Below are 21,624 nucleotides of genomic sequence, written 5' to 3'. Positions count from 1 at the left end.
GGGCCTTTTTGCTTGCTGGAATTACTTGGTTTTAGCTCAACTTCGCTTATTCCACGACTACGCGCCGGATGCTGGGGCTGCGGCCCTCTGCCTGCACGGTGAGCAGGTAAGTGCCCGCCGCTAGGCCTGCGGTAGCCAGCTCAGTAGCGCTGCCGCTAAAGGTGCGCGTGCTCACTAGTTGGCCCACTACATTGCGTAACGCGAGGGTAGCTTTTGCGGCGGGTGCGGCCAGCTTTACCTGCAGCGGGCCATTGCCTATTACTGGGTTGGGCCACACGCTGAATTCGCTCGTGGTCGAATTGGCGGTGGCCGTCGGGGTCGTGACGGTGAAAGGGCTGCCAGCGCTGGCGCCGCTTGGTGTGGTGACCACCACGTTGCCGGTGGTTGCCCCTGCGGGCAGGATAAACGTGAGGGTGGTGGTATTCACCACCGTGAAGCCTGTGATGGCCGCTCCGTTCAAAGTCAGGGTCGTGGCGCCGGTGAAGTTGGTGCCCGTGACGGTGATAAGGGTGCCGACTGGCCCATTTGCTGGGCTCAGGCTGGTGATGGTCGGGGCCGAAGTTAGGTTGGCACAGGTGGCGCTTAGCACGAACGTACCGGTGTCGCCATTGTAGCCGCTCACAAAGACGAGGTATTGGGTGCCCGCTACCGAATTGAACGTGACGGTAGAGGCCGTTGAGCCAGTGGTGCAGTTGTCATCTTCATCATTGCCGCCCACACAGGTATAAGCGCCGCAAGTGCCGGAATACACAAAGAGCTTCGTGTCATAGTTCGTGCCGGCATTGCAGGTAGAAACGGTGAAGCTGGCTCCCGTCCCGGTGATGCTATAAAACACGCCCCCGCCGTCCACCGCGGTAGTACAGGCGGTGGTGGGGTCGCCGGTGGCCGTGGCCCTCACAGTGGTTCCGGTCAGGGTCTGGCCGCAGGTCAAGGGAGCAGCATTGCTACACAAATCATTGGCGGGCGCAACCACAAATTGAGCCGTTGAAGTGCCCACGCCGCCAGCGGAAGTCACGGCGATGGGGCCGGTAGCAGCGCCGGTGGGCACGGTCACCGTAATCTGCGTGGCCGAGTTCACCGTGAAGGCGGGCGCCACAGTTCCATTAAAGGTGATTTGGGTGGCGCCGGTAAAGTAGCCGCCCGTTAGCACTACTACGGTACCCCCGGCGCCGGCAGTAGGCGTGAATGAGGCAATAAATGGAGCTGGAATGACCGTGAAGCTATTTGCCGAAACGCCTGTGCTTACGGGCGTAGTCACGGAAATGGAGCCGGTGGTAGCATGCACGGGCACCGTCGCCGTAATCTGCGTAGCCGAGTTTACGGTGAAGGAAGGCGCGACGATACCGTTAAACGCCACCTGCGTAGCACCCGAAAAATCTGAGCCGGTGATGACGACGCTGGTGCCCACGGGCCCGGTGGTGGGGCTAAATCCGCTGATAACCGGCGAGGCTCCCACCACAAACGGCGTAGCCGAGTTAGCCGTGCCGGCTGGGCCCGCAACGCTGATGGGGCCAGTGCTGGTGCCGGCAGCTACCGTCGCCGTTAGCTGCGTAGCCGAGTTGACGGTGAAGCTGGCAGCTGTTGTGCTGTTGAAACTCACTGCAGTTGCCCCGGTAAAGTTTGAGCCGAGCACGGTCACATCCGTACCACTTAGCCCGCCGGTGGGTGTGAAGCTGGTAATGGTGGGCCCCACAGCGGGAGGTGTGATGGTGAAGTTGGCGTCCGAGATATCAAAGAAGTAGTTATCGGCGGCTTCAACCATTACGCGGGCCTGGGTTTGCGTGGAAGCTGGGCTGGGGGCAATTACCACGGCCGAGCCGTCGTTGGCTTCGTTCTGGGCCAATATGATAGGGTACGTCAAGCCACCATCAAGGCTAAGGCGCAGCTTTACCAGGGCGCAGCTCACCGGGGCATTGGTGGTACCGGCAACATCCCAGGTTACGGTCTGGGCCGCGCCGCCGGTCCAGGACACGGCCGTATTAGGCGCCGTGACCACGAAGGGGCCGGCGGTGCTGCTCACATCCAGGCTCACGAGCGGGCTGAAATTTACGCCGCCAATGATGCCAGCCGGGCCGTTGTGCTCGTCGCGGGCCGTGCACCGAAACGTCAGCGCGCGCGTCACGGTGGGCAGTCGCTCGCCAATGGTCGTGGTGTTAGCCACCAGATTGCTCAACCGCGGAAAGTAGCGGGTACCCGACGCCGTGGGGTAGAAGGAGCGAAACAGCGGCACGTTGTCGCCCGGCACCTGGGCCGTGGTGGGCGCGCCCGCACTGCCCAAGTCCAGTTCCTCCCAGGAGTAAGTCAGCGCGTCGTTTTCAGCGTCGGTAGCCGAGGCCGTCAGCTTGAAGGGCGTGCTTATAGGCAGGGTTTTGCCACCGGCGGGAGCCGTAATGCTCGGAGCGGTGTTGCCGGTGGGCGATTCAACGCTACACGTGGTGCCTTCGATGAAGGCCCGCATCTCCTGGTAGTTACCCGTATGAAACGTGGGGTCGGAGTTGGGCTGCAAGTCGTTGGCGGAGCCACATATGCCCGCATAGGCCATAATTGTGGAGCCTGAGCCCGGCTCCCAGGCCGTGCTTGGGTTGCGGTTGCCGCCCGCGCAGTTGCCAGCGTTGCCGTTGAAAGGGTGGCGGCCCGCAAACTGATGGCCCATTTCGTGGGCTACGAAGTCAATGTCGAACGCGTCGCCCACGGGGCTGGGCGAGCCGGTGACACCGGCGGCTTTCCAGGCGCTCGAGCACACCACGCCGAAGTAAGCCCACCCGCCGCCCCCGGTGCTCACCACGTGACCAATGTCATAATTGGCCGGGCCGATGAGTTGGTCCACGTTGGTTTGGTTCTGGCTCAGCATGGCGCTGCCGCTGGAGTTGGAGTACGGCGTGGGCGGCTGCGGCCCGGCGCCGCTCAGAAAAATCAGCTTGTCGTTGTCGGGCACCAGTACCATGCGCACGGCCAGCTCTTTTTCGTACACGCCCACCACCCGGTTCACGGTCGTGACTTCGGCGGCCATCACGCCAGCCACTGTGTTGCCTTTGGTAAGGGCATACTCCGGCGTGCAGGCCAGAGCCAAGCGGTAGGTGCGCAGCTGCGGTCCACTCGACCGCGCCATAGTGGCCCTACCAGCCGACGCGGCCAGCCGAGCCGATTGAGCTTTCAGGTCGGCAGCGGTGGGCGCGAAGCTACACGCGAGGGCCGACCCAGCCGCCGCCCGGTTCATATCCCGCTGATAGAAGCCCAGGTAGTGCCGGGCATCATTTCGAGACACGGGGTCGATGTAAAAGCTATTGCCCCCGGCCGTGAGTACTTGGCCGTGAAAACCCTGCGGCGTCATGTCGAGCCGCACCGACGCCGATGCATCGTCGAGGCCTATGCCGGCGTAGGTCTTTATATCGGGAAAACGAGCCGCTAGCGCGGGAGCCATGATGGGAGCCTCGTGCAGGGCAAAGCGACCGGTGCCCCCATCGGGCAGAGGCAATGCTATTACCAGCGGCACGGCGCCGGCCAGCGCCTCCGGCGGCGCCATGGCCAGGGCCGCCTGCAGGCCGTCCACATCCAGCGTCAGGGCTTGCGACCGGTACAGCGCCGATGCCAGCGACGAGGTCGCCGCCGTAGTTCGCGCCGCAGCATCGGCGTGGAAGAACTGCGGCGCTTCCTTTTGAGCTTGGGCAGCCAGCGTAACACCAAGAGCCAGGAGCATGGAGGCACCAATTCGGCTCAGGGTAGTTTTAACCGCAGAATAGCTTGCCGGCACGCAGGTGCTGTAAAATTGCTTCACGAAGAAATGGTGCCTTTAGTAGCAGGAGTAAATTTAGCCGAAAACGATATGCTATTAGAATTTGATGCTCCTCCCCTGCTGCTTTGCGTGAGCTAATAACAGTTGACCACCCCACCGCTATTGTAAATGCCTAATTACAAACCTCTTGTTAATGGCTTTTGGGAAGAAAGCAAAAAGCTCCGACGCTTATCGTTGGAGCTTTTTGGATAATCAGCAAATAAAATTTTTCTTAGAACCGGCAGCTGGCACCCTGGAAATGAAGCGAGAAGCTAGCTCAACCCGGTGCGGTTCCTTAAGCCTCTTTTAAGTACTTCACCATCAGCTCGGCCGTCTTACGGGCGGCTTGTTGCTGGCCGAGCTTTTCGCGCAGCTCGGCATAGCCGGCTTTGATGCGGGCCATGTAGTCGGCATCCGTCAGCATGGTCTTGAGCTCGTCGAGCAGGTTGCGCGCGTTGAAATCGCTCTGGATGAGCTCCTTTACCACGGCGCGGCCAGCAATCAGGTTCACAAGGGAGATGTACGGGACTTTGATGACCATCTTGCCGATGGCGTAGCTCAGGCCGCTGGTGCGGTAGCACACAATCTGGGGAACGCCAAACAAGGCGGTTTCGAGGGTGGCCGTGCCGCTGGTAACCAGGGCTGCGCTGGCATGGCTCAACAAATCGAAGGTTTGCTCGAACAGAAACCGGATGCCGTTGCGCTCAAAATGGCGGTAGTAGTTCGGGTCGAGGTTGCTCACGCCGGCCACCACAAATTGATACTCCTGAAAACCGGGCAGAATGGCAATCATTTCGTGCAGCATCTCTTCGATTTCCTGCTTGCGCGAGCCCGGCAATACGGCGATTATCGGCCGGGTCGGGTCGAGGCGGTTGCGGTCGTAGAAGTCCGGTGCAGGCTGGAACTCGGCCACGGCATCGGCGGTGGGGTTGCCGGTGTAATCCACGTTGTACCCAAACTTCTGGTAGAACTCTTCCTCAAAGGGCAGAATGACGAACATCTTGTCGACCCGTGCCTTCACCTTTTCGACGCGGCCCTGGTTCCAAGCCCAGATTTTGGGCGAGATGTAATAAAACACCTTGATGCCGTGGTCTTTGGCCACCTTGGCCATTCGCAGGTTGAAGCCGGCGTAGTCTACCAAAATCAGCACGTCGGGCTTGTAGGCCAGCAAATCGGCCTGGCACTGCTTCAAATACCCCCGGAACTTGAGCACGCTGGTGGCTGCCTCTACAAAGCCCATGATGGCCAGGTCCTGGTAGTGGCGCACCAGCTCGCCGCCTTCGGCCTGCATTTGGTCGCCGCCCCAGAAGCGAAATTGCGCGGCGGCGTCCTGTCCGCGCAGTTCGCGCATGAGGTGGGCTGCGTGGAAATCGCCTGAACGCTCGCCGGCAATGAGGTAATATTTCATTCTTTCATTTAACAGTTATCAATTAACATTTAACAGTAAGCCGTTGCCTCCAAGGTTGTTCAGAGTAGCACTGGCTCATCAATCAACAAGTGTTAACTGTTAATTGATAATTGTTAAATGAAATCAGCCGCCGTAATATTCTACAAAGTTGCGCGGCGTTTCGTAGAGTTTTACGCAGTGCAACTTGGCCTCGGTAATGGCGGGTAATTCGCGCTCCAGAATTTGCCAGAAGGCGATGACCAGGTTCTCGGTGCTGGCCATTTGGCCGGCCATGAACGGCACGTCGAGGTTGAGGTTTTTGTGGTCGACCTGCTCGGTAATGTGCACGCGCAGCAGGTCGGAAAGGGCCTTTAAGTCAACCACAAAGCCGGTATCCGGGTCGGGCTGACCTTTAACGGTTACGATGAGGTCGTAGTTGTGGCCGTGCCAGTTGGCGTTGGCGCAAGGTCCAAATACCTCGCGGTTGCGTTCGTCGCTCCACTTGGGGTTGTGCAGCTTGTGGGCGGCGTTGAAATGTTCCTGACGGCTAACGTATATCATTCTTCGGGTTGTCAGCTGTCGGTGGTTGGCTGTCAGTATAGACGAGCCTGTTCCAGACCTGACAACTGATACCTAACAACCGGCAACTATGAATTTCTACGCAGCAAATATACGAAGAAGGGTACCCCGAACAGGGCCGTGACTAAGCCCACCGGCAGGCCGGCCGGCGGGTACAGCAGGCGCGCAAGCAAGTCGCAGGCCAGCAGAAACACGCCGCCCAGCAGCGCACACGCCAGCAGATTGTACCGGCCCGTGGTGCCCAGCAGCCCCCGCGTGAGGTGCGGAACCAGCAGGCCCACAAAGCCTACCGGGCCGCACAGCGCCACCACGCCCCCGGTAAGGCCAGCCGCCAGCAGCACCAGCAGCCACCTCCGCTGTGCCACCGGCAGGCCCAGCGCCGAGGCCCGCTCTTCCCCCAGCAGCAGCAAGTTGAGGTCCTTTTGCAGAAAGGCCAGCACAAACAGGCTGATGCCCAGCGCCGCCGCCGGGTACGGCAGCACGCTCCAGCCAGCCCGCTCAAAGCTGCCAAATGCCCAGAACACCACGCTTCGCAAGCTGCCCTCGGGCGAAGCCAGGAAGGTGAGCAGGCTGCCAATGGCCGCCGCCAGCGCCCCCACGGCTACGCCCGCCAGCAGCAGCGGGGCCGGCAGAATGCGGCCGCGTCGGGTGCCCAGGGCCACCACCAGCAGCGTGGCCCCAAATGCCCCGGCCAGCGCCGCTACCGGCGGCAAATACACGCCTGCCACCGTGAGCGACGGCACCAGCACGTAAGAAGCAATGGCCCCGAGCGAGGCCCCCGAGGCCGTGCCCAACAGGTAAGGGTCGGCCAAAGGATTGGTAACCAAGGTTTGCAGCAGGTAGCCGCTCACGGCCAGGCTGGCCCCGGCCAGCAGCGCCAGCAGGATGCGCGGCAGGCGCAGCTGCACCAGCGCAAGTTGGGCTGGGTCGGCGGGGTCGTAGTGCCGCAGCGTATTCAGAATGAAAGGGTACGAGGTGGAGTAGCTGCCCACGCGCAAGCCCAGCAGCACCAACGCCAGCATCAGCACGAGGCCTAGGGCTAAACACAACAGGGGGCGATTTTTCACTCCGCGGCCTTAATTGATAACAGCTTTTGCAGCTCGCGCACCGACTCCAGCACGCGGGGGCCGGGGCGCTCGAGCAGGTTGCCGGTGATGGGAAATACGCGGTGGGTCTGGTAGGCGCGGATGCGGCGCAGCTCGGGATAGTTCTTGAAAAAGGTGCTGTCCAACTTCTCGAAACTGCCGCCCAGCAGCACGTCGGGGTTGAGCTTGAGGATGTACTCGCGGGTGAGGGCCGGGTAAGGCTGCGGGAAGGTCTCGGTGACGGCGTTCTGCCCACCGGCCAAGCGGATTTCATCGGTAAACAGCGTGTTTTGGCCGTAGCAGTAGATGGGGTCCTGCCAGGTGATGGCCAGCACCCTCGGCGGCGCGGCGGATTGGCTTTGGGCTGAGGCAGCGAGGGTTTTGAGCTGGCGGCGCAGCGAATCGGCGAGGTGCTGGGCCTGCGGCTGGCGGCCAAGGAGCCGGCCCATAGTTTCGAGGCCGGTAAACACGTCCTCGACCCGGCGAAACTTCATGTAATACACCGGGATGCCCAGCTCCTGCAGGCGTTGGGCATCGTCGACGGAGGTGATGCCTTCGATGGTAAACACCACGTCGGGGCGCAGCAGCACCAGCTTTTCAAAGTCCAGCGGGTAGTTGTTGACCACGGGCTTCCGGCGCACGGCGGCGGGGTAGTCGTCCTGGGGCACGCGGGCCACGATGGTGGCAGTATCGGCCACGGCGTACAACATTTCGGTCATGCTGGGGGCCAGCGCCAGCACCCGGCGCGGCTGCGCGGGCAGCGTGAGGTGGCGGCCCAAGTCGTCCTGCACGGCTACGGCAGCCGCTTGCCGGGGCTCGGAGTGGCAGGCCGCCAGCAGAGCCAGCACTGAAATCAGTAACGGGTAACGCATGGGGCAAAGGTAGGCCGGATGGCCAACGGCCAACCGCAACGGTTTACCTTTGCCGCTCTCCCAAATCCGCCCAGTATGATAGTAGTCACCGGCGCGGCCGGCTTCATCGCCAGCTGCCTTGTTTCCCGCCTCAACGCCTCCAACTTCAACGACATCGTGGTGGTTGATAATTTTTCGATTGCCAAGAAGCTGCCCAACATCGAGGGCAAAAAACTGCGCGAGTACGTCGACCGGGAAACGTTTTTTGAGTGGCTCGATGCCAACCACGAGCAGGTGGAATTCGTGTTTCACCTCGGCGCCCGCACCGACACCACGGAGATGGACCCGGCCGTGTTCGATGTGCTCAACCTGAACTATTCCAAGCAGATGTGGCAGGCCTGCGTCCGCTACAACCTGCCGCTGGTGTACGCCTCCTCGGCCGCTACCTACGGCGACGGCACCCTGGGCTACACCGATACCGACGAAGCCCTGTTTCCGCTCTACCGGCCGCTCAACCCCTACGGTGACTCGAAAAACGACTTCGACAACTGGGCCCTGCAGCAGAAAGAGAAGCCGTATTTCTGGGCCGGGCTCAAGTTTTTCAACGTGTACGGGCCCAACGAGTACCACAAGGGCCGCATGGCGTCGGTGATTCTGCACGCGTTCCGGCAGATTGAGCAAACGGGCTCGATGGTGCTGTTTAAGTCGCACAACCCGGACTACGAAGACGGCGGGCAAATGCGCGACTTCGTGTATGTGAAGGACGTGGTGGAGGTGTGCTACTTCCTGCTGCACCACCGCAAAGATTCGGGCATTTACAACCTGGGCAGCGGCCAGGCTCGCACCTTCCTGGACCTGGCCCTGAACACGTTTAACGCCCTGGGCCGCACCGCAGACATCCAGTTCCGGGACACGCCCGAGGACATTCGCGACAAATACCAGTACTTCACCCAGGCCAACATGAGCAAGCTCGCCAGCATCGGCTACGACCTGCCCTTCACGCACCTGGAAGACGGAATCGCCGACTACGTGAAGAACTACCTGGTACCGGGCAAGTATTTGTAGGCTGAAGTTTTTAGCTTGCGCCCGGCTTGGGCCGCCCAAAACCATCGGGGCGGCCACCGGTTGCCACTTTCCCACTGCTACTGGTTCAGCTTTGGGCGTGCTTCTCCTTAGGCTGAAATCCTTCCTGCTTTCCCACCCATTATTTCCGCTGTGACTCACTCTGGCCGTCCCGTTATTACCGTTGTGGGCGGCGGCTTCGCAGGAACGGCGCTGGTGCTGCAGCTACGGCGGCAGCCTGCACTGGCGCAGGCCGAAATTCACCTGATTGAGCCACGCGACATTCCCGGGCCCGGCCTGGCGTACACTGCTCGGCGCCCCGAGTACCTGCTCAATGTGCGGCCCGGTGTGCTGAGTTTGTACCCCGATGAGCCTGGGCATTTTGCCGCGTGGCTACGGCAGCAGCCCGAAAGTACGGGCGGCATGCCCGAGTTTGCCTCGCGCTCTGCCTTCGGGCGTTACCTGCACGAGGAACTGGCCCCCGCGCTGGCGCCGGGCACGGGCCAGGTGCAGTGGCACGCCACCAAAGCCGTAGCCGCCCCGCTCCTCCCCGATGGCCGCCGGGCCGTGCAGTTGGCCGACGGCACCGAAATCCGGAGCGACTACGTGGTGCTGGCGCTGGGCAATTTCCCGCCCCCGCCGCCCGCCGGCCCCGACCTGGCCTACCTCGCCCACCCCGGCTACCACGCCGACCCCTGGGTGGCCGGCAACCTGCGCCGCATTGGGCCCGACGAGGACGTGCTGCTTATTGGCTCGGGCCTCACGGCGGTGGACGTGCTGCTGGCCCTGCGCCAGGATGGCCACCGCGCCCCCATTACGGTAGTGGCACGGCACGGCCGCTGGCCCGCGACGCACGGTCCCGAAACGGCCGCTTACCCGAACTTTTACCCGGAGCTAGCGCACGAAACCACGGTTACTGGCGTGCTGGCGGTTTTCAAGCGGCACCTGCAGGCGGCGGCCGCGCGGGGCATCGACTGGCGGCCGGTGCTCGACTCGCTTCGGCCCAACTTGGGGCATATCTGGGCAGCTTGGCCGCTGGACGAGCAATGCCGATTCTTGCGGCACCTAGCGGGCCTGTGGTCGGTAAAGCGGCATCGCAGCCCCCCACAAAACGCGCAGGCCATCGACGACCTAACGGCGGCGGGCATGATACACATGCAGATAGGCACGGTGCGCGAGATTCTGCCCGCCGGCAATCAGCTGCGCGTGCGCATACGGCCCCACGGCACTGAGGCCTGCTGGCACGCCGCCCACCACGTGGTGTGCTGTGCCGGCCCGCTACTTGATTATGGCCGCATTGACGACCCGCTGGTGGTGAGCCTGCGCGAAGCCGGTCAGCTCAACCCCGACCCGCTGCGGCTGGGCCTGCTCACCGACGAATCTGGGGCAGTCCTGGGGACCAGTGGCGCTGCTTCACCGGGGCTTTTCACGCTCGGCCCCAGCCGCCGTCCGGCTTATTTCGAATCAACCGCGGTGCCAGAGCTGCGGCAGCAGGCGGCGGATTTGGCTCTGGAAATAGCCCGCCGCGAGGGGAATATTGATTGAGCTGGCTCAATAAGACAAAAGCCCCGGCTACTTCGAAAAGTAGCCGGGGCCTCGTTTTATAACCTACCCGGCTGTCATGCAGAGCGCAGCGAAGCATCTTATCACCATTGAACGACTCGTTCGAACCTGAGAAGATGCTTCGCTGCGCTCTGCATGACAGGCGATTGAGCAACTATGGTGCTGCTCCACTTAAACGCAAAGCCACTTAAGCGGCCATGCGCTCCTGGTTCGGGTAGATGGGCAGCACGGGCGCGCCTTCAGCAAAGAAGGAAGCAGCGGTGCCAGTGACTTGAGCTGGGACAGTAACCGCCGTTTCGTCGGCGTGACGGCGCAGGGCACGCATCAGGAGATATTTGTATTTCTCAGCATCAGCCAGGGCTTGCTCAATGGCTTGCACGGCGTCGGCATAAGCCACAACGGGCTGCAATTCGCGGCGCGGACGGCGGGCTTCAAAAACGTGGTTTTCGAGGTATTCGGCAGCAGACTTCATGACGAAAAATTGGGCTGAATCAATGAGGATAACGGCGTGCTTCATTAACCCCAAAATCCTCATTATCATTCCACCCAACGCAGTATTTGGCTCACTTTAGAGCCAAGAAAACCACGACTTTTTTAGCTCAATTTCCCGCTTTGTTACTAACTGATTTTCAGCACTACTTTGCCGAACTGCGCGCCGGCATCGAGGCGGCGCAGGGCAGCTTCTCCCTCGGCTAGCGGGAATACTTCGTCTACCACCGGAATTATACTTTTCTCGGTTACCAGCTGCAGCATATCCTCAAAGTCCTGCTCGGTGCCCATGGTGGAGCCGAGGATGCTGAGTTGCTTCCAGAACACCTTGGCCGGCGGCAGTTGGGGGATGGTGCCTAGGGTGCCGCCATAGAACACAATGCGGCCACCCGGCACAGCGGCATCCAGCAGGGAGTTGAACGGAGCCCCGGCGGCGCTGTCGATGATGATATCGAACGGGCCGCCGGCTTGCTGCATCAGGGTTTTCACCCAGTTGTCGGCGTTGTAATTGACGCCGCCTTTGGCGCCCAGCGCCTGCGCCCGGGCCAGCTTCTCGTCGGAGCTGGAAGTCACCCAAACTTCGGCGCCGCGGGCCGCGCAAAACTGGGCGGCCAGCAGGGCCACGCCCCCGCCTACGCCGGTCACCAGCACCCGCTCGCCGGCCTGCACCTGCGCCCTGGTAAAGGCCGCGCGGTAAGCCGTGAGGCCGCCCAGCGGCAGCGCGGCGCCCTGCTCAAAGCTCAGGTGAGCAGGCAGCGGCCGGATGTAGCGCGCCGGCAGCGTGATGTACTCGGCAAACGTGCCGGGGTCGGGCATACCCAGCACCACAAAGTCTTTGGCCTGGGCGCGGGGGTTGTCGCCCCAGCGCAGGCCAGGGTTGATGAGTACGCGGCTGCCTACGGCGGGCGCATTGGCGGGCACCTCGGGGCCATGGGCGGCTACCTCACCAGCGCCATCGGCCCCGAGGGTGCAGGGCAGGCGCAGGCCCGCGTATTGGCCCTTTTGAATCCAGACATCGCGGTGGTTGAGCGCGGCGGCGTGCAGCTTCACCAGAATTTCGCCAGCGGCGGGAGTAGGTGTCGGAATCTCGCGGACGGCGGCGGGTTGGTTGATGGCGTCGAGCTGCAGGGCTTGCATAGGTGGGTTTGGGTTAGGAAGGTTTTGATAGACAGTGCGGCATTGTAATGAGTTAAGCCCCGCATTGTTTATCGACGCGCAACACGGAATGCGCACCGCTGAAGCTGCACGCAACGACGGCTTACGGCAGAGTTTTCTTGAGCCCGGCCAAGGCCAGCGGCCCGGCCACAAACAGGCCGGTGAGCAAGCCGCCGATGTGCGCAGCGTTGTCGATGTTGCCGGTCAGGCCCGAAAGCAGGTTACTGAGCACCAAGTAGATTACCAGTCCCAACATGGCGCGGCGGTCGGACTTGTCAAGTACCAGCCGTTTACTCACCAGCAGGGTAAGCAGGAAGCCGTATAGGCCAAAAATAGCCCCACTTGCGCCCACCGAATTGATGCCGTAGACATGCCACCACAGGCTGGCTAGCCCACCACCCACGCCGCTGGCCAGGTACACCAGCACCAGCCGCACCGGCCCCACCCGGTCTTCCACCAACAGGCCCAGCAGCCAGAGCGAAAACATATTCAGGAGCAAATGCGAGAGGCCGGCGTGGATGAACAGGCAAGTGAGCAGCCGCCACGGCTCGCCGTTCAGCGTGAGGCCGGATACGTTGGAGCCCCAGCGCATGAGCTGATGCCCCGAAGGGCTGGAGGCCGACACGCCGTTGAGCAGCATCAGGCCGAATACCAGCAGGTTGAGGTCGAGCAGAATCGGCGTGGCCAGGAAGCGGCGCGAGGGAATGAACAGCCCCTTGAACAAGTGCCCAATCAGTTCAGCCCACGTTTCCTGGTCCTCGGCGGGCGGTGGTGGGACCGGCTGGCCGGGGGCGGGCAGCAGGCCCCGGCGCTCGAGCTCGGCCACGGCGGCAGCCCCCACGGCTGGCGGGTAGCGGGCTGCATTCTGAGCCAGGTATAGCAGCTCGGCTTCGGGCTTTTGGGCGAAGAGCTGAGCGGCCAGCGCGGCCGTGGAACTGGCGGCCGAAGAGCCGTTATCGGGGTCAGGTGCTTCCATATGAACTTGCCGCGGCAAGGAGCACGCCACCTTGCCAATCGGCCACTTTGCCAGGCGATGGTAGCGCCCGCGTCCTTACTTCTGCCGCCTCAACTAAGTAACAACCGAACCCGCGCATTGCCATGGCAGCGGCTACATTTTGAGCACCGTACGCTTGTAGGCCCGGCCCGTTACGGGCGACACCCGCACCAGGCCGCCCAGAATATCCTGCACTTCGGCCGTGCGGCTTACCATTTCTTTATCGGTCAAAAATTTGCGCCCGGGCAGCAGGTCCGGCAAATTGTCCAGAATGTGCTGCTGGCTGCTGGCGGCCTTGGCCATGAGGTCATACTGGCTTTGCATGGCGGGCCGAAAGCCGTAGGAATAAACGGCGGCGTGGTTCCAGGCGCGCCACGTTTCGCGCACCACCAGGGCCTGGTCGGCAAACATGGGCCCGGCCTTGCCAGCTTCGGCCTGGTTGGTGAGGTACTCAGTCTGGGCATTGGCGCTCCAGAAGCGCTTGGCCAGCTCTCGGAACTGGCGCAGGTGCTTGGCATCGGCCTTTTCGGAAGCAGGCACCCGCTTGAGTTGCTGCTCTACGCAGCCGGCCACCACGCCCTCGTAGCTGGGAATCACGGAGGTGGCCACTTCCGTGAGCTGGGGCGCGGCGTGAGGCACGTGGGCAGCAGCGGCCTTTGCTGCCGCGGCGGCATCATTTTTTTGTTTCATGAAATGAAACGTGCCCGCTCCAATGGCCAGCACGGCTACCAGCAGCACCACCGCGCCGGTTTTGGAGCTGGTTTCCTTGGTCTCAATAGGTACGTAAGCCGGGGTGTCGGGGCTGACGGTGGGCAGCAGGCCCCGGCGCTTCAATTCGCCCCGCGCCGCATCCACCACGCTGGGTTGGTAATAATCGGGGTGCTCGACGAAAAACAGGAGTTCGGCGTCGGTTTTCTTGTGGTAGAAGTCGGTAGCGGTTTCGGACACGGCAGTAGTTTGGGGCTGAGGAATGAATGCGGACAGCAAGTTGGCGAATGGCGGGCAATAAGCCATTCCCAACCGTTGAGCCCCGCCGCCGTAAACCTTCTTCCGGGGCCACTGCGCCCCAATTAATCTTTCATTTTCTCCTAGCCATGCCCATTCCCGAGCCCACTCCCACCGACCCGCGTCCTGACCAAGCCAGCACCGGCGGCCAAACCACTTCGCAAGGCACCGACACCGACCAGAACGCCACCGGCAACCCCGAAGCGGGCACTACCGAGGACGGCGCCACCCCCAAGAGCACCCAGGAAAACATGGGCGACGGCGCGGGCATCCGCGGCGATTACGGCGATGCCAGCCAGACCAACGGCCTCGAAGGCGGCCCTGCCGGGTCCGACCCCGACCAGCCCCAGACCGATACTGAGCTGACCGGTTCCTGAGTTAAAGCACAACCCGCAAAAAGCAGGCGGAAGCAAGCAGTACCACGTGGCCCAACCCGGCCGGGGCTGCTTGCTTCCGCCTGCTTTTTGCGCAATAGGCCCGGCCAACTTGCGTTGTCAGGCTATATGCTACTGTTGTGCTCCGTAATTTGCAGCACTTATTCGTGCTGTTGATATCTGATTAATGCTCCGTTCTTTCCACGCTGGCCGTTTCCTGTTTTTTCTATTTGCCATTGCCTGGAGCGGTTTGGGCACTCGGGTACAGGCCCGAGTCACTGCCGACTCTACCGATACCCCGCCGCCCAAGCACGAGCTGCGCGGCATGTGGATTGCCACCGTCGAAAACATTGACTGGCCCAACCAGCGCGGCGAGGCCCCGGAGCAGTACCGCCGCGACTATCGCCGCCTGCTCGACGCCGGCCAGCGCGCCGGTATCAACGCCGTGTTTGTACAAATCCGGCCCGCTTCGGATGCCTTCTATAAGTCGACTTTAGAGCCCTGGAGCAAGTGGCTCACCGGGGTGCAGGGCAAGGCCCCCGCCGGGGGCGACGACCCCCTGCCCTTCCTCATCACCGAAGCGCACCGCCGCGGCATGGAGTTCCACGCCTGGTTCAACCCCTACCGCGCCACCATGGACTCAGTGACGCGCCGCCTCGCGCCCAGCCACCCCTACCGCCAGCATCCGCAGTGGTTTCTGCGCTACGGCGGGCAGCTGCTGTACAATCCCGGCTTGCCCGAAGTGCGAGCCCACATCACCCGCGTGATTCTCGACGTGGTGCGGCGCTACGACATCGACGCCGTTCACTTCGACGACTATTTCTACCCGTACCCCGAGCCGGGCCAGGTGTTTCACGACGAAGCCGCCTTCCGCGACTTCAACCCCGACCACTTTGAGAAGCTGGCCGACTGGCGCCGCAACAACGTTAACGTGCTGATTCACGACCTGCACGACAGCATCCGGCTCACCAAGCGCTGGGTAAAATTCGGGATTTCGCCCTTTGGTGTGTGGATGAACAAATCGGCCGACCCGTTGGGCTCCGACACCCGCGCCGGGCAGCCGTCTTTTTCCAATCTGTACGCCGACTCGCGCCTGTGGCTGGAAAAAGGCTGGATTGACTACATCGTACCGCAGCTGTACTGGAGCTCCAACTTTCGCCTCGTGCCCTACCCCATCCTGCTGGAATGGTGGACGCGCAACCACTTCGACCGGCACCTGTACATCGGCCACGGCACATACCGCATGCTGGAAAGCACCCGCTCCGACACCACCTGGCGCAACCCCCGAGAGCTGCCCCGCCAGATTCGGCTCAACCGCTCGTATGACGGCGAGGCTCCCGGCAGCGTATTTTTCTCGGCCAAGTCATTACTGGCCAATCCACTGCACACCACCGATTCGCTGCGCCAAAACCTATTCCGCTATCCGGCGCTGGTGCCCTCCATGCCCTGGATGGATGCCGTGCCGCCCCTACCCGTGGCCAACCTGACGCTTCGCCGCCTCAGCCACTACGTGACCCTGAACTGGCAGCCCGGCCCCGCCGCCCCCGATGGCGACGTGGCGACGTACTACGTTCTCTACCGCTTTGAAGCCAACGAGCGCTCGACGCCCAACGACCCGCGCCGCATCCTGGCGCTGCCCCGCCCCGCCCCCGGCTTCCCCGCCACCTTCGTGGATACGGCCGCTGTGCCCGGCCAAGCCTACGCCTATTATGTGACGGCAGTAGACCGCCTGCACAACGAAAGCCGGCCCATGCGCGTCATCACCATGGGGCTGCAATCAACCGAAATAGCCCAGGGCCAAGCACCCGCCGGCGCCACCAGCACCGGCGCCCGGCCTGCCACCGTGGCCGCGCAGCCAGGAATGAGCCGCCCCCAGCCGCGCATCGTGCTCCGGCCCAACGGCACGAACGAAAGCCCGGAAGCCTCCACGCCATTCACCAAAGTCAAGATGAAAGTGAAAGAGAAGCCCAAGCGGCGCGGCTTCTTCGCGAAGCTGTTTGGGAATTGATTTTTAAAAGCAAAAAAAGAGGCTTTCCAGATTGGGAAGCCTCTTTTTTTGGTGAATTGTGTGCGCTTTAATTCATCACCTGACGGATACTAGAAGCGCGGCATCTCTGCCTCGGCAGTAACCTAAATCGGCTGTCATGCAGAGCGCAGCGAAGCATCTTATCACCGTTGAACGACTCGTTCGCACCTGATAAGATGCTTCGCTGCGCTCTGCATGACAAGAGGCGTGGGCAAGTTGATGAGCGGTGCTCGGCATGACGTTTTTTATTGAGCTAGTTTCCTGAGAGCGTTGCTGCTGCCACGCCCAAATTGATATTTAGCCCAACCAGCACCAAGAAAAGAATATTCTTTTTGCCCGGAATTCGTACCCATTTATATGCTGCGGTAGAAGCCTTCCCAGGGCCGCGCCAGCAGCGTTTATAACATCCCATATCATCATCGATGCGCACAAAATTATTCGGCTGGTCACTGGCGCTTCTAAGCATTCTACCGCTGGCTGGCCGCGCGCAAACCGAAACTGCGACGCCCAAAGCGGTGCCAAAACCCGTGGCGGAAGCGGCGACTCCAGCCACGTTACCCAAGCCAGCATCGCCGCGGCAGCTGTTTCCGGGCCTGTTTGAAGCCGTGCAGATGGGCCGGGTTTTCCCCGACGGCAAAACCTTCGTTGATGCGGCGCCACGGCAGCGTCCGGCCACCATACTGGCCGCGTGGCAGCGCGAAAAAAGCAAGCCCGGCTTTCAGCTCAAGGCGTTTGTGGAAAGCCACTTCGTTATGCCGACTGATAGCGTAGCCACGTTCCGCAGCAACGTCCAGGCCGGCCTGCGCCATCAGCTCGATACGCTTTGGACGGTACTGGCCCGGCCCGCCACTCCTCCAGCCGACCCCAATGATTCGCTGGCTGCTTTCCGCTCCCTGCTGCCGCTCCCGAAACCTTACATCGTGCCCGGGGGGCGCTTTCGCGAGATGTATTACTGGGATACCTACTTCACGATGCTGGGCCTGGCCGAAGCCGGCAAAGGGCAGCTTCTGCACGACCTCACCGACAATTTCGCGTTCCTGATAAGTCGCTATGGCTTCGTGCCCAACGGCACCCGCAGCTATTACCTTACCCGCTCGCAGCCGCCCTTTTTTGCCAGCATGGTCAACCTGATTGCCAAGGACCAGGGCAACGGAATGCTGCTGCGTTACCGCGCGGCCCTAGAGAGCGAATACCGCTACTGGATGCTGGGGGCTGAGCAGCTGGCGCCCGGTACCGCCGCCCACCGCGTGGTGCGCGTGCCCAGCGGCGCCGTGCTCAACCGGTATTGGGACGAAAGCACGCAGCCCCGTGAGGAATCCTACGCCGAAGACGTGAAAGCCGCCAAGCTCAGTAAGCAGGCGCCGGCCCGGTTCTACCGCAACGTGCGCGCTGCGGCCGCATCCGGCTGGGATTTCAGCAGCCGCTGGTTCCAGCCAGGCGGTGGGCTAGCTACCATCCAAACCACTGACCTCGTGCCCGTGGACCTCAACTGCCTGCTCTACCAAATGGAGCTAACCCTGGCCGAAGCCTGCCGCGTGGCCGGCCAGCCCGTGCAAGCCCGCGACTACACCGCCAAAGCCACCCGGCGCCGGGCCGCCCTCCTGGCCTTGTGCTGGGACAGTAAATTGGGCTGGTTTCAGGACTACAATTGGGCTAAACGCCAGCGCTCAGCGGTGCGCACGCTGGCGGGGGTGTACCCGCTGGCCTTCGGGCTGGCTACGCCCGTTCAGGCTACCCGGGTGGCCAAAGAGCTGAAAAGCAATTTCCTCCGCCCCGGTGGGCTGGTTACCAGTCTGAGCAAAACCGGCCAGCAGTGGGATGCGCCCAATGGCTGGGCCCCGTTGGAGTACCTGGCCATCGAAGGGCTGCGGCGGTACCAGCAGCTGCCCCTGGCCGACACTATAGCCCACCGCTGGATTGGGCTTAACCGCCGCGTGTTCACCCAGACCGGCAAGCTGCTGGAGAAATACGACGTGGTGAACCCCAACCGGCCCGCCGGGGGTGGCGAGTACCCCTTGCAAGACGGCTTCGGGTGGACCAACGGCGTGTTGCTGCGGCTGCTGGAGTGGTACAAGCTGGAGTAAAACCATGCCTGAGAAGCCGTCGCAACGAATTATTGAGATGCCAAAACGGTGTAGAGACGCGACACTTCGCGTCTCCTCGTTGAACGATGACGGCTCAACGAGCCCCACATGGCGCGGTCCCGGAGACGCGAAGTGTCGCGTCTCTACCACCGTTCTGGTTATTGTAAAATCCAACCCGAATAACTGCTTAATGACAGCCAGGGTAAATAAAAAAGGGCCGCTTTCCAATCAGGAAAGCGGCCCTTTTTCAATCTATTCAGCTGCTGCTGAATCTAAGCGGCTTGCTGTTCCGCGCTTATAGGGAGCGGTACTCAAACTTTACCCTGCCGATTCCGCCGCTCGTGCTGGGGCGCACGGCCTGAATGCGCAACAGCATAACTTCGCTGGTACCGCGCACTTTCACGGCGTATACGTCGCCTGCCGTGGCAGTGCCCAGGTCAGCCACCAGCGTGTTTTGGAAAACAAGGGTACCGATGGCGTTGGCAGTGGCCGTCGCGTACGGGTTGGCCGTCAGTTGCGCGGCGGTGAGCTTGTAGTAGCGCGTGGTGTTGGGCGCGTTCAAGGTGAGGCCACCCGTGGAGCTCAGGCCGCTCACTTGCAGGTCTTTGCCGGTCACGGGGTTAGCGGAAGGCTCGTTCAGGCCGGTCTTCAGGTTGAAGGCCAGCGAGTCGGGCGTGGAGCCGGCGCCGAAGCTAACCCGGCCCAGGCGCGAGGTGGCCAGGGCCGTGGGAGTCACCACGTTCACCGGGGCCGAAACCAGGGTACTGGAGCCGGCCTGGGCATAAGCCGTGAAGGCAAACGTAACCGCCTGCCCGTTGCTGCCGGCCGGCACTTTCACATCAACCGTGCGGGTGTTGGTCACGCCGGCGGTGGGGTTTTTCACCACGCCCTGGCGAACCAGCGGCCCCGTACCAACGCGGGAGAAGTACGTGAGGCTGTCGACTGCTTTGAACAGCTGGGCCGTGGGCGTAGCGGCGGGCGGCGGGAAAGTCGAAACCCCGTTTTCGTTAATAATTAACGAGTAGCCAATCAGGTCGTTTTCGCTCTGGGCTGCGGCGGCCAGGCCGTTGCGGTACGTAGCCGGGGTGGCCCCAAATTTCAGCGTGGGGTTGTTGGCCACGTTGTACGTGAAGCGGCGCAGGCGCGTAGCCCCGTTGGCAAACGTCGAGATAACGTCGACCCGCACGGGCAGGCCATTGGCCACGTTCGGCACCACGTAGGGCACCGTTTGCACGGTCAGGCCCAAGGCGGTATTCAGGGTACCGCCGGCGTTGTACGTGCCGGTGGTTACCGAGTCGGTTTTGTTAATCACCTGGAAAACGGAGACGCTCTTGAGTTGGTCGGCCGCGTTGTAGCCCAACGAAATCGGAATGGTTTCGCCCACCGCGTACTTGGTGTTCACAGCCAGGTTGGGCAGGGTGATGGACGCAAAGCCCGTGTCGCCGGCGCTGGTGTAAAAATCGTCGAGCTCTTTTTTACAGCCGGTGGCCAGCATGGCCAGGGCGAGTAGCCCGCACAGCGTGGTGCGGGCCGGTATATATGATTTCATAAACAGAGTCAGTTAGGTGAGGCCCGAAAGCCGGAAAAGGAAAGCGCGGCCCGGCCGCGGGGTGCCTCAGGGCATGTCAAACCACAGTGGCTTGGTCACGTAGTCCTGGTCGGAAGTGGCACCCACTTCGGAGTAGAGGCCGGCCACGGCGTTCGGGTTCACGGTCACTTCGGTGGCGCCGGGCAGCAGGCGGCGGGGGTATTTGCCGGCCAGCGGGCCGGTGCCGCTGCCGCTGTAGGTCGGGTACTGGAAGTTCACATAAATCAGGGGGTCGAAGTCGAGACGGCGCAAATCAGACCACGAGTCCGGGTTGAGGAACATGGCAATGTACTTCTGCTCCATGATGGACCGGAGGGTCAGGGCAGCCTCGGTTTGGGGCACGGCAGCGCTGGCCAGGTAGGCGGCAATCTGCGCGTCCGTGATGACGGGGAACGTCACGGCCGGGGCGGCGAAGGTGCCACCGCCGCTCATTTTCTTCATGTGCGCCCGGATACCTTCTTTCAGCGAGCTCAGGGCCAGGGTCTTGTCGCCGGAGCGGTATGCGGCCTCGGCCTCAATGAACTTCACCTCGTGGTAGGTAATGGCCTCGTAGTAGCCCAGGTCGCGGGCATACCAGCTGCCGTAGAAGTCGGTGAGTGTGGAGCCAGGCGTCAGGTTGGCCGTTGAGCTGGTGCCGGCACCGGGCGCAGCGCCGGTGCTGATGGTCGGCGCCATCACCCCAAAACGGGGGTCCACTACCCCGGGAAAGGTGGTGCCGTTCAGGTACTTGATGATGTTGGTCGAGAAAGTAGCCCCACCGAAGTTAGACCGCGTGGTGCCGAAGATGTTGGTCGTGCCCGCGAGCGGAGCCACGGCCACTTGAAACTGAATCTGGGCGTCTTCGGCCGACGATTTAAAGGCATTGGCGCACAAAGCCAGCACCGCCTTGGGGTCGTAGCTGGCTTTCTTGGTGAGGTGCTGGGCTTGGCGGGCCTTGAGGGCGTAGGCCAGGTGCTGCCACTTAAGGGGGTCGCCCTTGTACATTATGTCGCCGCTTTCGCTGGGGTTGGTGCTGTAGAACGGGCGGAACTCCGCGCTGGCGGGCTTGGCCATTTCCACCGCGCCCTCGTCGCAGAGCTGGTTGATAACCTTATAGATATCCTCCTGCTTGTCGTATTTGGGCGTGAAGTTGGCCCCGCCCTGGTAGGCTTCCGTGTACGGAATGTTGCCCAGCATGTCGGTGGCATGCGCCAGAATCAGGGCCTGCATGATTTTGCCGGCACCCACGTAGTACGGCGAGCCTTCTTCCTGAGCCGTTTTTATCATGCCGGGGATGTTGCCGCCCGACTGATAGTAGGAGTAGTTGAAGGTGTTGGTGCTCTGCGCGTTGGTAAAGTAGTACTGGTCGTTGGTACCGCTGTTGGCGGTGCGGCTCACCACGTACTGCGTGATGTAGGGCGTGCGGAGCGCCGTAAACATCTGGGTCTGGAGGCCGTTGGAAATAATGCCCGGCAACACGAAGTTGGGGGTGGAAACCACCGGGTTGTTGGGGTTGTCGTTTACGTCGAGGAATTTCTCGCACGACGTAAGGGCACTGCCACTCAGCAGCAAGCCCAGGCCCATCAAAAAATGTTTCAGGTTCATATTATAGCAGGAAGGACAGCGTTAGC

At 62.0% G+C, this 21,624-nt stretch carries 16 protein-coding genes; 5 read left to right on the top strand and 11 right to left on the bottom strand.

The genetic code is table 11. From position 1 onward, the window contains the following. Positions 1 to 46 precede the first annotated feature (46 nt). The 5 genes from LJ738_RS14430 to LJ738_RS14410 all read right to left on the bottom strand — a co-directional run bounded on the left by LJ738_RS14430 (position 47) and on the right by LJ738_RS14410 (position 7,695). Positions 47 to 3,697, bottom strand: coding sequence for a choice-of-anchor Z repeating domain-containing protein (locus LJ738_RS14430; protein ID WP_227787128.1), 3,651 nt, complete (start codon positions 3,695 to 3,697; stop codon positions 47 to 49). 370 nt (positions 3,698 to 4,067) lie between these two features. Then, entirely contained in the window at positions 4,068 to 5,180 is a 1,113-nt protein-coding gene (gene lpxB, locus LJ738_RS14425) for a lipid-A-disaccharide synthase (protein WP_227787127.1), read from the bottom strand. 123 nt (positions 5,181 to 5,303) lie between these two features. Continuing rightward, positions 5,304 to 5,720 (bottom strand): 6-pyruvoyl trahydropterin synthase family protein, encoded by a 417-nt coding sequence (locus LJ738_RS14420; RefSeq protein WP_068193313.1) that lies wholly within the window; start codon positions 5,718 to 5,720, stop codon positions 5,304 to 5,306. An 86-nt stretch (positions 5,721 to 5,806) separates the two neighbouring features. Next, entirely contained in the window at positions 5,807 to 6,805 is a 999-nt protein-coding gene (locus LJ738_RS14415) for a FecCD family ABC transporter permease (RefSeq protein ID WP_227787126.1), read from the bottom strand. Further along, positions 6,802 to 7,695, bottom strand: a complete 894-nt coding sequence (locus LJ738_RS14410) for an ABC transporter substrate-binding protein (protein WP_227787125.1) — start codon at positions 7,693 to 7,695, stop codon at positions 6,802 to 6,804. Before LJ738_RS14410 ends, LJ738_RS14415 begins: the two co-directional genes overlap by 4 nt. 75 nt (positions 7,696 to 7,770) lie before the next feature. Here LJ738_RS14410 and rfaD point away from each other — a divergent pair, with 75 nt between their 5' ends. Then, entirely contained in the window at positions 7,771 to 8,739 is a 969-nt protein-coding gene (gene rfaD, locus LJ738_RS14405; protein ID WP_227787124.1) for an ADP-glyceromanno-heptose 6-epimerase, read from the top strand. A gap of 150 nt (positions 8,740 to 8,889) precedes the next feature. Next, on the top strand, positions 8,890 to 10,281 hold the full coding sequence (locus LJ738_RS14400; RefSeq protein ID WP_227787123.1) for an FAD/NAD(P)-binding protein: 1,392 nt from the start codon (positions 8,890 to 8,892) through the stop codon (positions 10,279 to 10,281). A gap of 205 nt (positions 10,282 to 10,486) precedes the next feature. On the opposite strand, the gene LJ738_RS14395 is transcribed toward LJ738_RS14400, so the two are convergent. From LJ738_RS14395 to LJ738_RS14380, 4 genes are all read right to left on the bottom strand, one after another. Next, positions 10,487 to 10,771, bottom strand: a complete 285-nt coding sequence (locus LJ738_RS14395) for a hypothetical protein (RefSeq protein ID WP_227787122.1) — start codon at positions 10,769 to 10,771, stop codon at positions 10,487 to 10,489. A 146-nt stretch (positions 10,772 to 10,917) separates the two neighbouring features. After that, on the bottom strand, positions 10,918 to 11,925 hold the full coding sequence (locus tag LJ738_RS14390) for a zinc-binding dehydrogenase (protein WP_227787121.1): 1,008 nt from the start codon (positions 11,923 to 11,925) through the stop codon (positions 10,918 to 10,920). Positions 11,926 to 12,046: 121 nt separating this feature from the next. Next, positions 12,047 to 12,919, bottom strand: a complete 873-nt coding sequence (locus LJ738_RS14385; RefSeq protein ID WP_227787120.1) for a rhomboid family intramembrane serine protease — start codon at positions 12,917 to 12,919, stop codon at positions 12,047 to 12,049. Positions 12,920 to 13,051: 132 nt separating this feature from the next. Next, the gene (locus LJ738_RS14380; RefSeq protein WP_227787119.1) at positions 13,052 to 13,885 is read right to left on the bottom strand and encodes a hypothetical protein; all 834 of its coding nucleotides are present in this window, start codon (positions 13,883 to 13,885) and stop codon (positions 13,052 to 13,054) included. Positions 13,886 to 14,031: 146 nt separating this feature from the next. On the opposite strand from LJ738_RS14380, the gene LJ738_RS14375 reads away from it, so the two are divergent. The 3 genes from LJ738_RS14375 (at position 14,032) to treF (ending at position 18,426) form a co-directional block, all read left to right on the top strand. Then, positions 14,032 to 14,319 (top strand): hypothetical protein, encoded by a 288-nt coding sequence (locus LJ738_RS14375; protein ID WP_227787118.1) that lies wholly within the window; start codon positions 14,032 to 14,034, stop codon positions 14,317 to 14,319. A gap of 184 nt (positions 14,320 to 14,503) precedes the next feature. Further along, positions 14,504 to 16,324, top strand: coding sequence for a glycoside hydrolase family 10-like protein (locus LJ738_RS14370; RefSeq protein ID WP_227787117.1), 1,821 nt, complete (start codon positions 14,504 to 14,506; stop codon positions 16,322 to 16,324). Between the two features lie 440 nt (positions 16,325 to 16,764). Next, positions 16,765 to 18,426, top strand: a complete 1,662-nt coding sequence (treF, locus tag LJ738_RS14365) for an alpha,alpha-trehalase TreF (RefSeq protein ID WP_227787116.1) — start codon at positions 16,765 to 16,767, stop codon at positions 18,424 to 18,426. 295 nt (positions 18,427 to 18,721) lie between these two features. Here treF and LJ738_RS14360 read toward each other — a convergent pair whose 3' ends face one another. Both LJ738_RS14360 and LJ738_RS14355 read right to left on the bottom strand, forming a co-directional pair. After that, positions 18,722 to 19,975 (bottom strand): hypothetical protein, encoded by a 1,254-nt coding sequence (locus tag LJ738_RS14360; RefSeq protein ID WP_227787115.1) that lies wholly within the window; start codon positions 19,973 to 19,975, stop codon positions 18,722 to 18,724. A gap of 66 nt (positions 19,976 to 20,041) precedes the next feature. After that, positions 20,042 to 21,598: a SusD/RagB family nutrient-binding outer membrane lipoprotein gene (locus tag LJ738_RS14355; protein WP_227787114.1), complete on the bottom strand. Its 1,557-nt coding sequence runs from the start codon at positions 21,596 to 21,598 to the stop codon at positions 20,042 to 20,044. Positions 21,599 to 21,624 lie beyond the last annotated feature (26 nt).

The organism is Hymenobacter plasmatis, from assembly GCF_020711255.1.
GTDB lineage: Bacteria > Bacteroidota > Bacteroidia > Cytophagales > Hymenobacteraceae > Hymenobacter.
The sequence above is the reverse complement of the archived record's forward strand: the minus strand, read 5'-3'. Positions and strand labels throughout refer to the sequence as shown.

Excerpts from the sequence above, each read along its gene's own strand:
- LJ738_RS14420 (WP_068193313.1), bottom strand. The coding sequence starts at position 5,720 with ATGATATACGTTAGCCGTCAGGAACATTTCAACGCCGCCCACAAGCTG.
- LJ738_RS14375 (WP_227787118.1), top strand. The coding sequence starts at position 14,032 with ATGCCCATTCCCGAGCCCACTCCCACCGACCCGCGTCCTGACCAAGCC.
- LJ738_RS14370 (WP_227787117.1), top strand. The coding sequence starts at position 14,504 with ATGCTCCGTTCTTTCCACGCTGGCCGTTTCCTGTTTTTTCTATTTGCC.
- rfaD (WP_227787124.1), top strand. The coding sequence starts at position 7,771 with ATGATAGTAGTCACCGGCGCGGCCGGCTTCATCGCCAGCTGCCTTGTT.
- LJ738_RS14385 (WP_227787120.1), bottom strand. The coding sequence starts at position 12,919 with ATGGAAGCACCTGACCCCGATAACGGCTCTTCGGCCGCCAGTTCCACG.
- LJ738_RS14410 (WP_227787125.1), bottom strand. The coding sequence starts at position 7,695 with ATGCGTTACCCGTTACTGATTTCAGTGCTGGCTCTGCTGGCGGCCTGC.
- LJ738_RS14430 (WP_227787128.1), bottom strand. The coding sequence starts at position 3,697 with ATGCTCCTGGCTCTTGGTGTTACGCTGGCTGCCCAAGCTCAAAAGGAA.
- treF (WP_227787116.1), top strand. The coding sequence starts at position 16,765 with ATGCGCACAAAATTATTCGGCTGGTCACTGGCGCTTCTAAGCATTCTA.
- LJ738_RS14390 (WP_227787121.1), bottom strand. The coding sequence starts at position 11,925 with ATGCAAGCCCTGCAGCTCGACGCCATCAACCAACCCGCCGCCGTCCGC.
- lpxB (WP_227787127.1), bottom strand. The coding sequence starts at position 5,180 with ATGAAATATTACCTCATTGCCGGCGAGCGTTCAGGCGATTTCCACGCA.
- LJ738_RS14355 (WP_227787114.1), bottom strand. The coding sequence starts at position 21,598 with ATGAACCTGAAACATTTTTTGATGGGCCTGGGCTTGCTGCTGAGTGGC.
- LJ738_RS14395 (WP_227787122.1), bottom strand. The coding sequence starts at position 10,771 with ATGAAGTCTGCTGCCGAATACCTCGAAAACCACGTTTTTGAAGCCCGC.
- LJ738_RS14360 (WP_227787115.1), bottom strand. The coding sequence starts at position 19,975 with ATGAAATCATATATACCGGCCCGCACCACGCTGTGCGGGCTACTCGCC.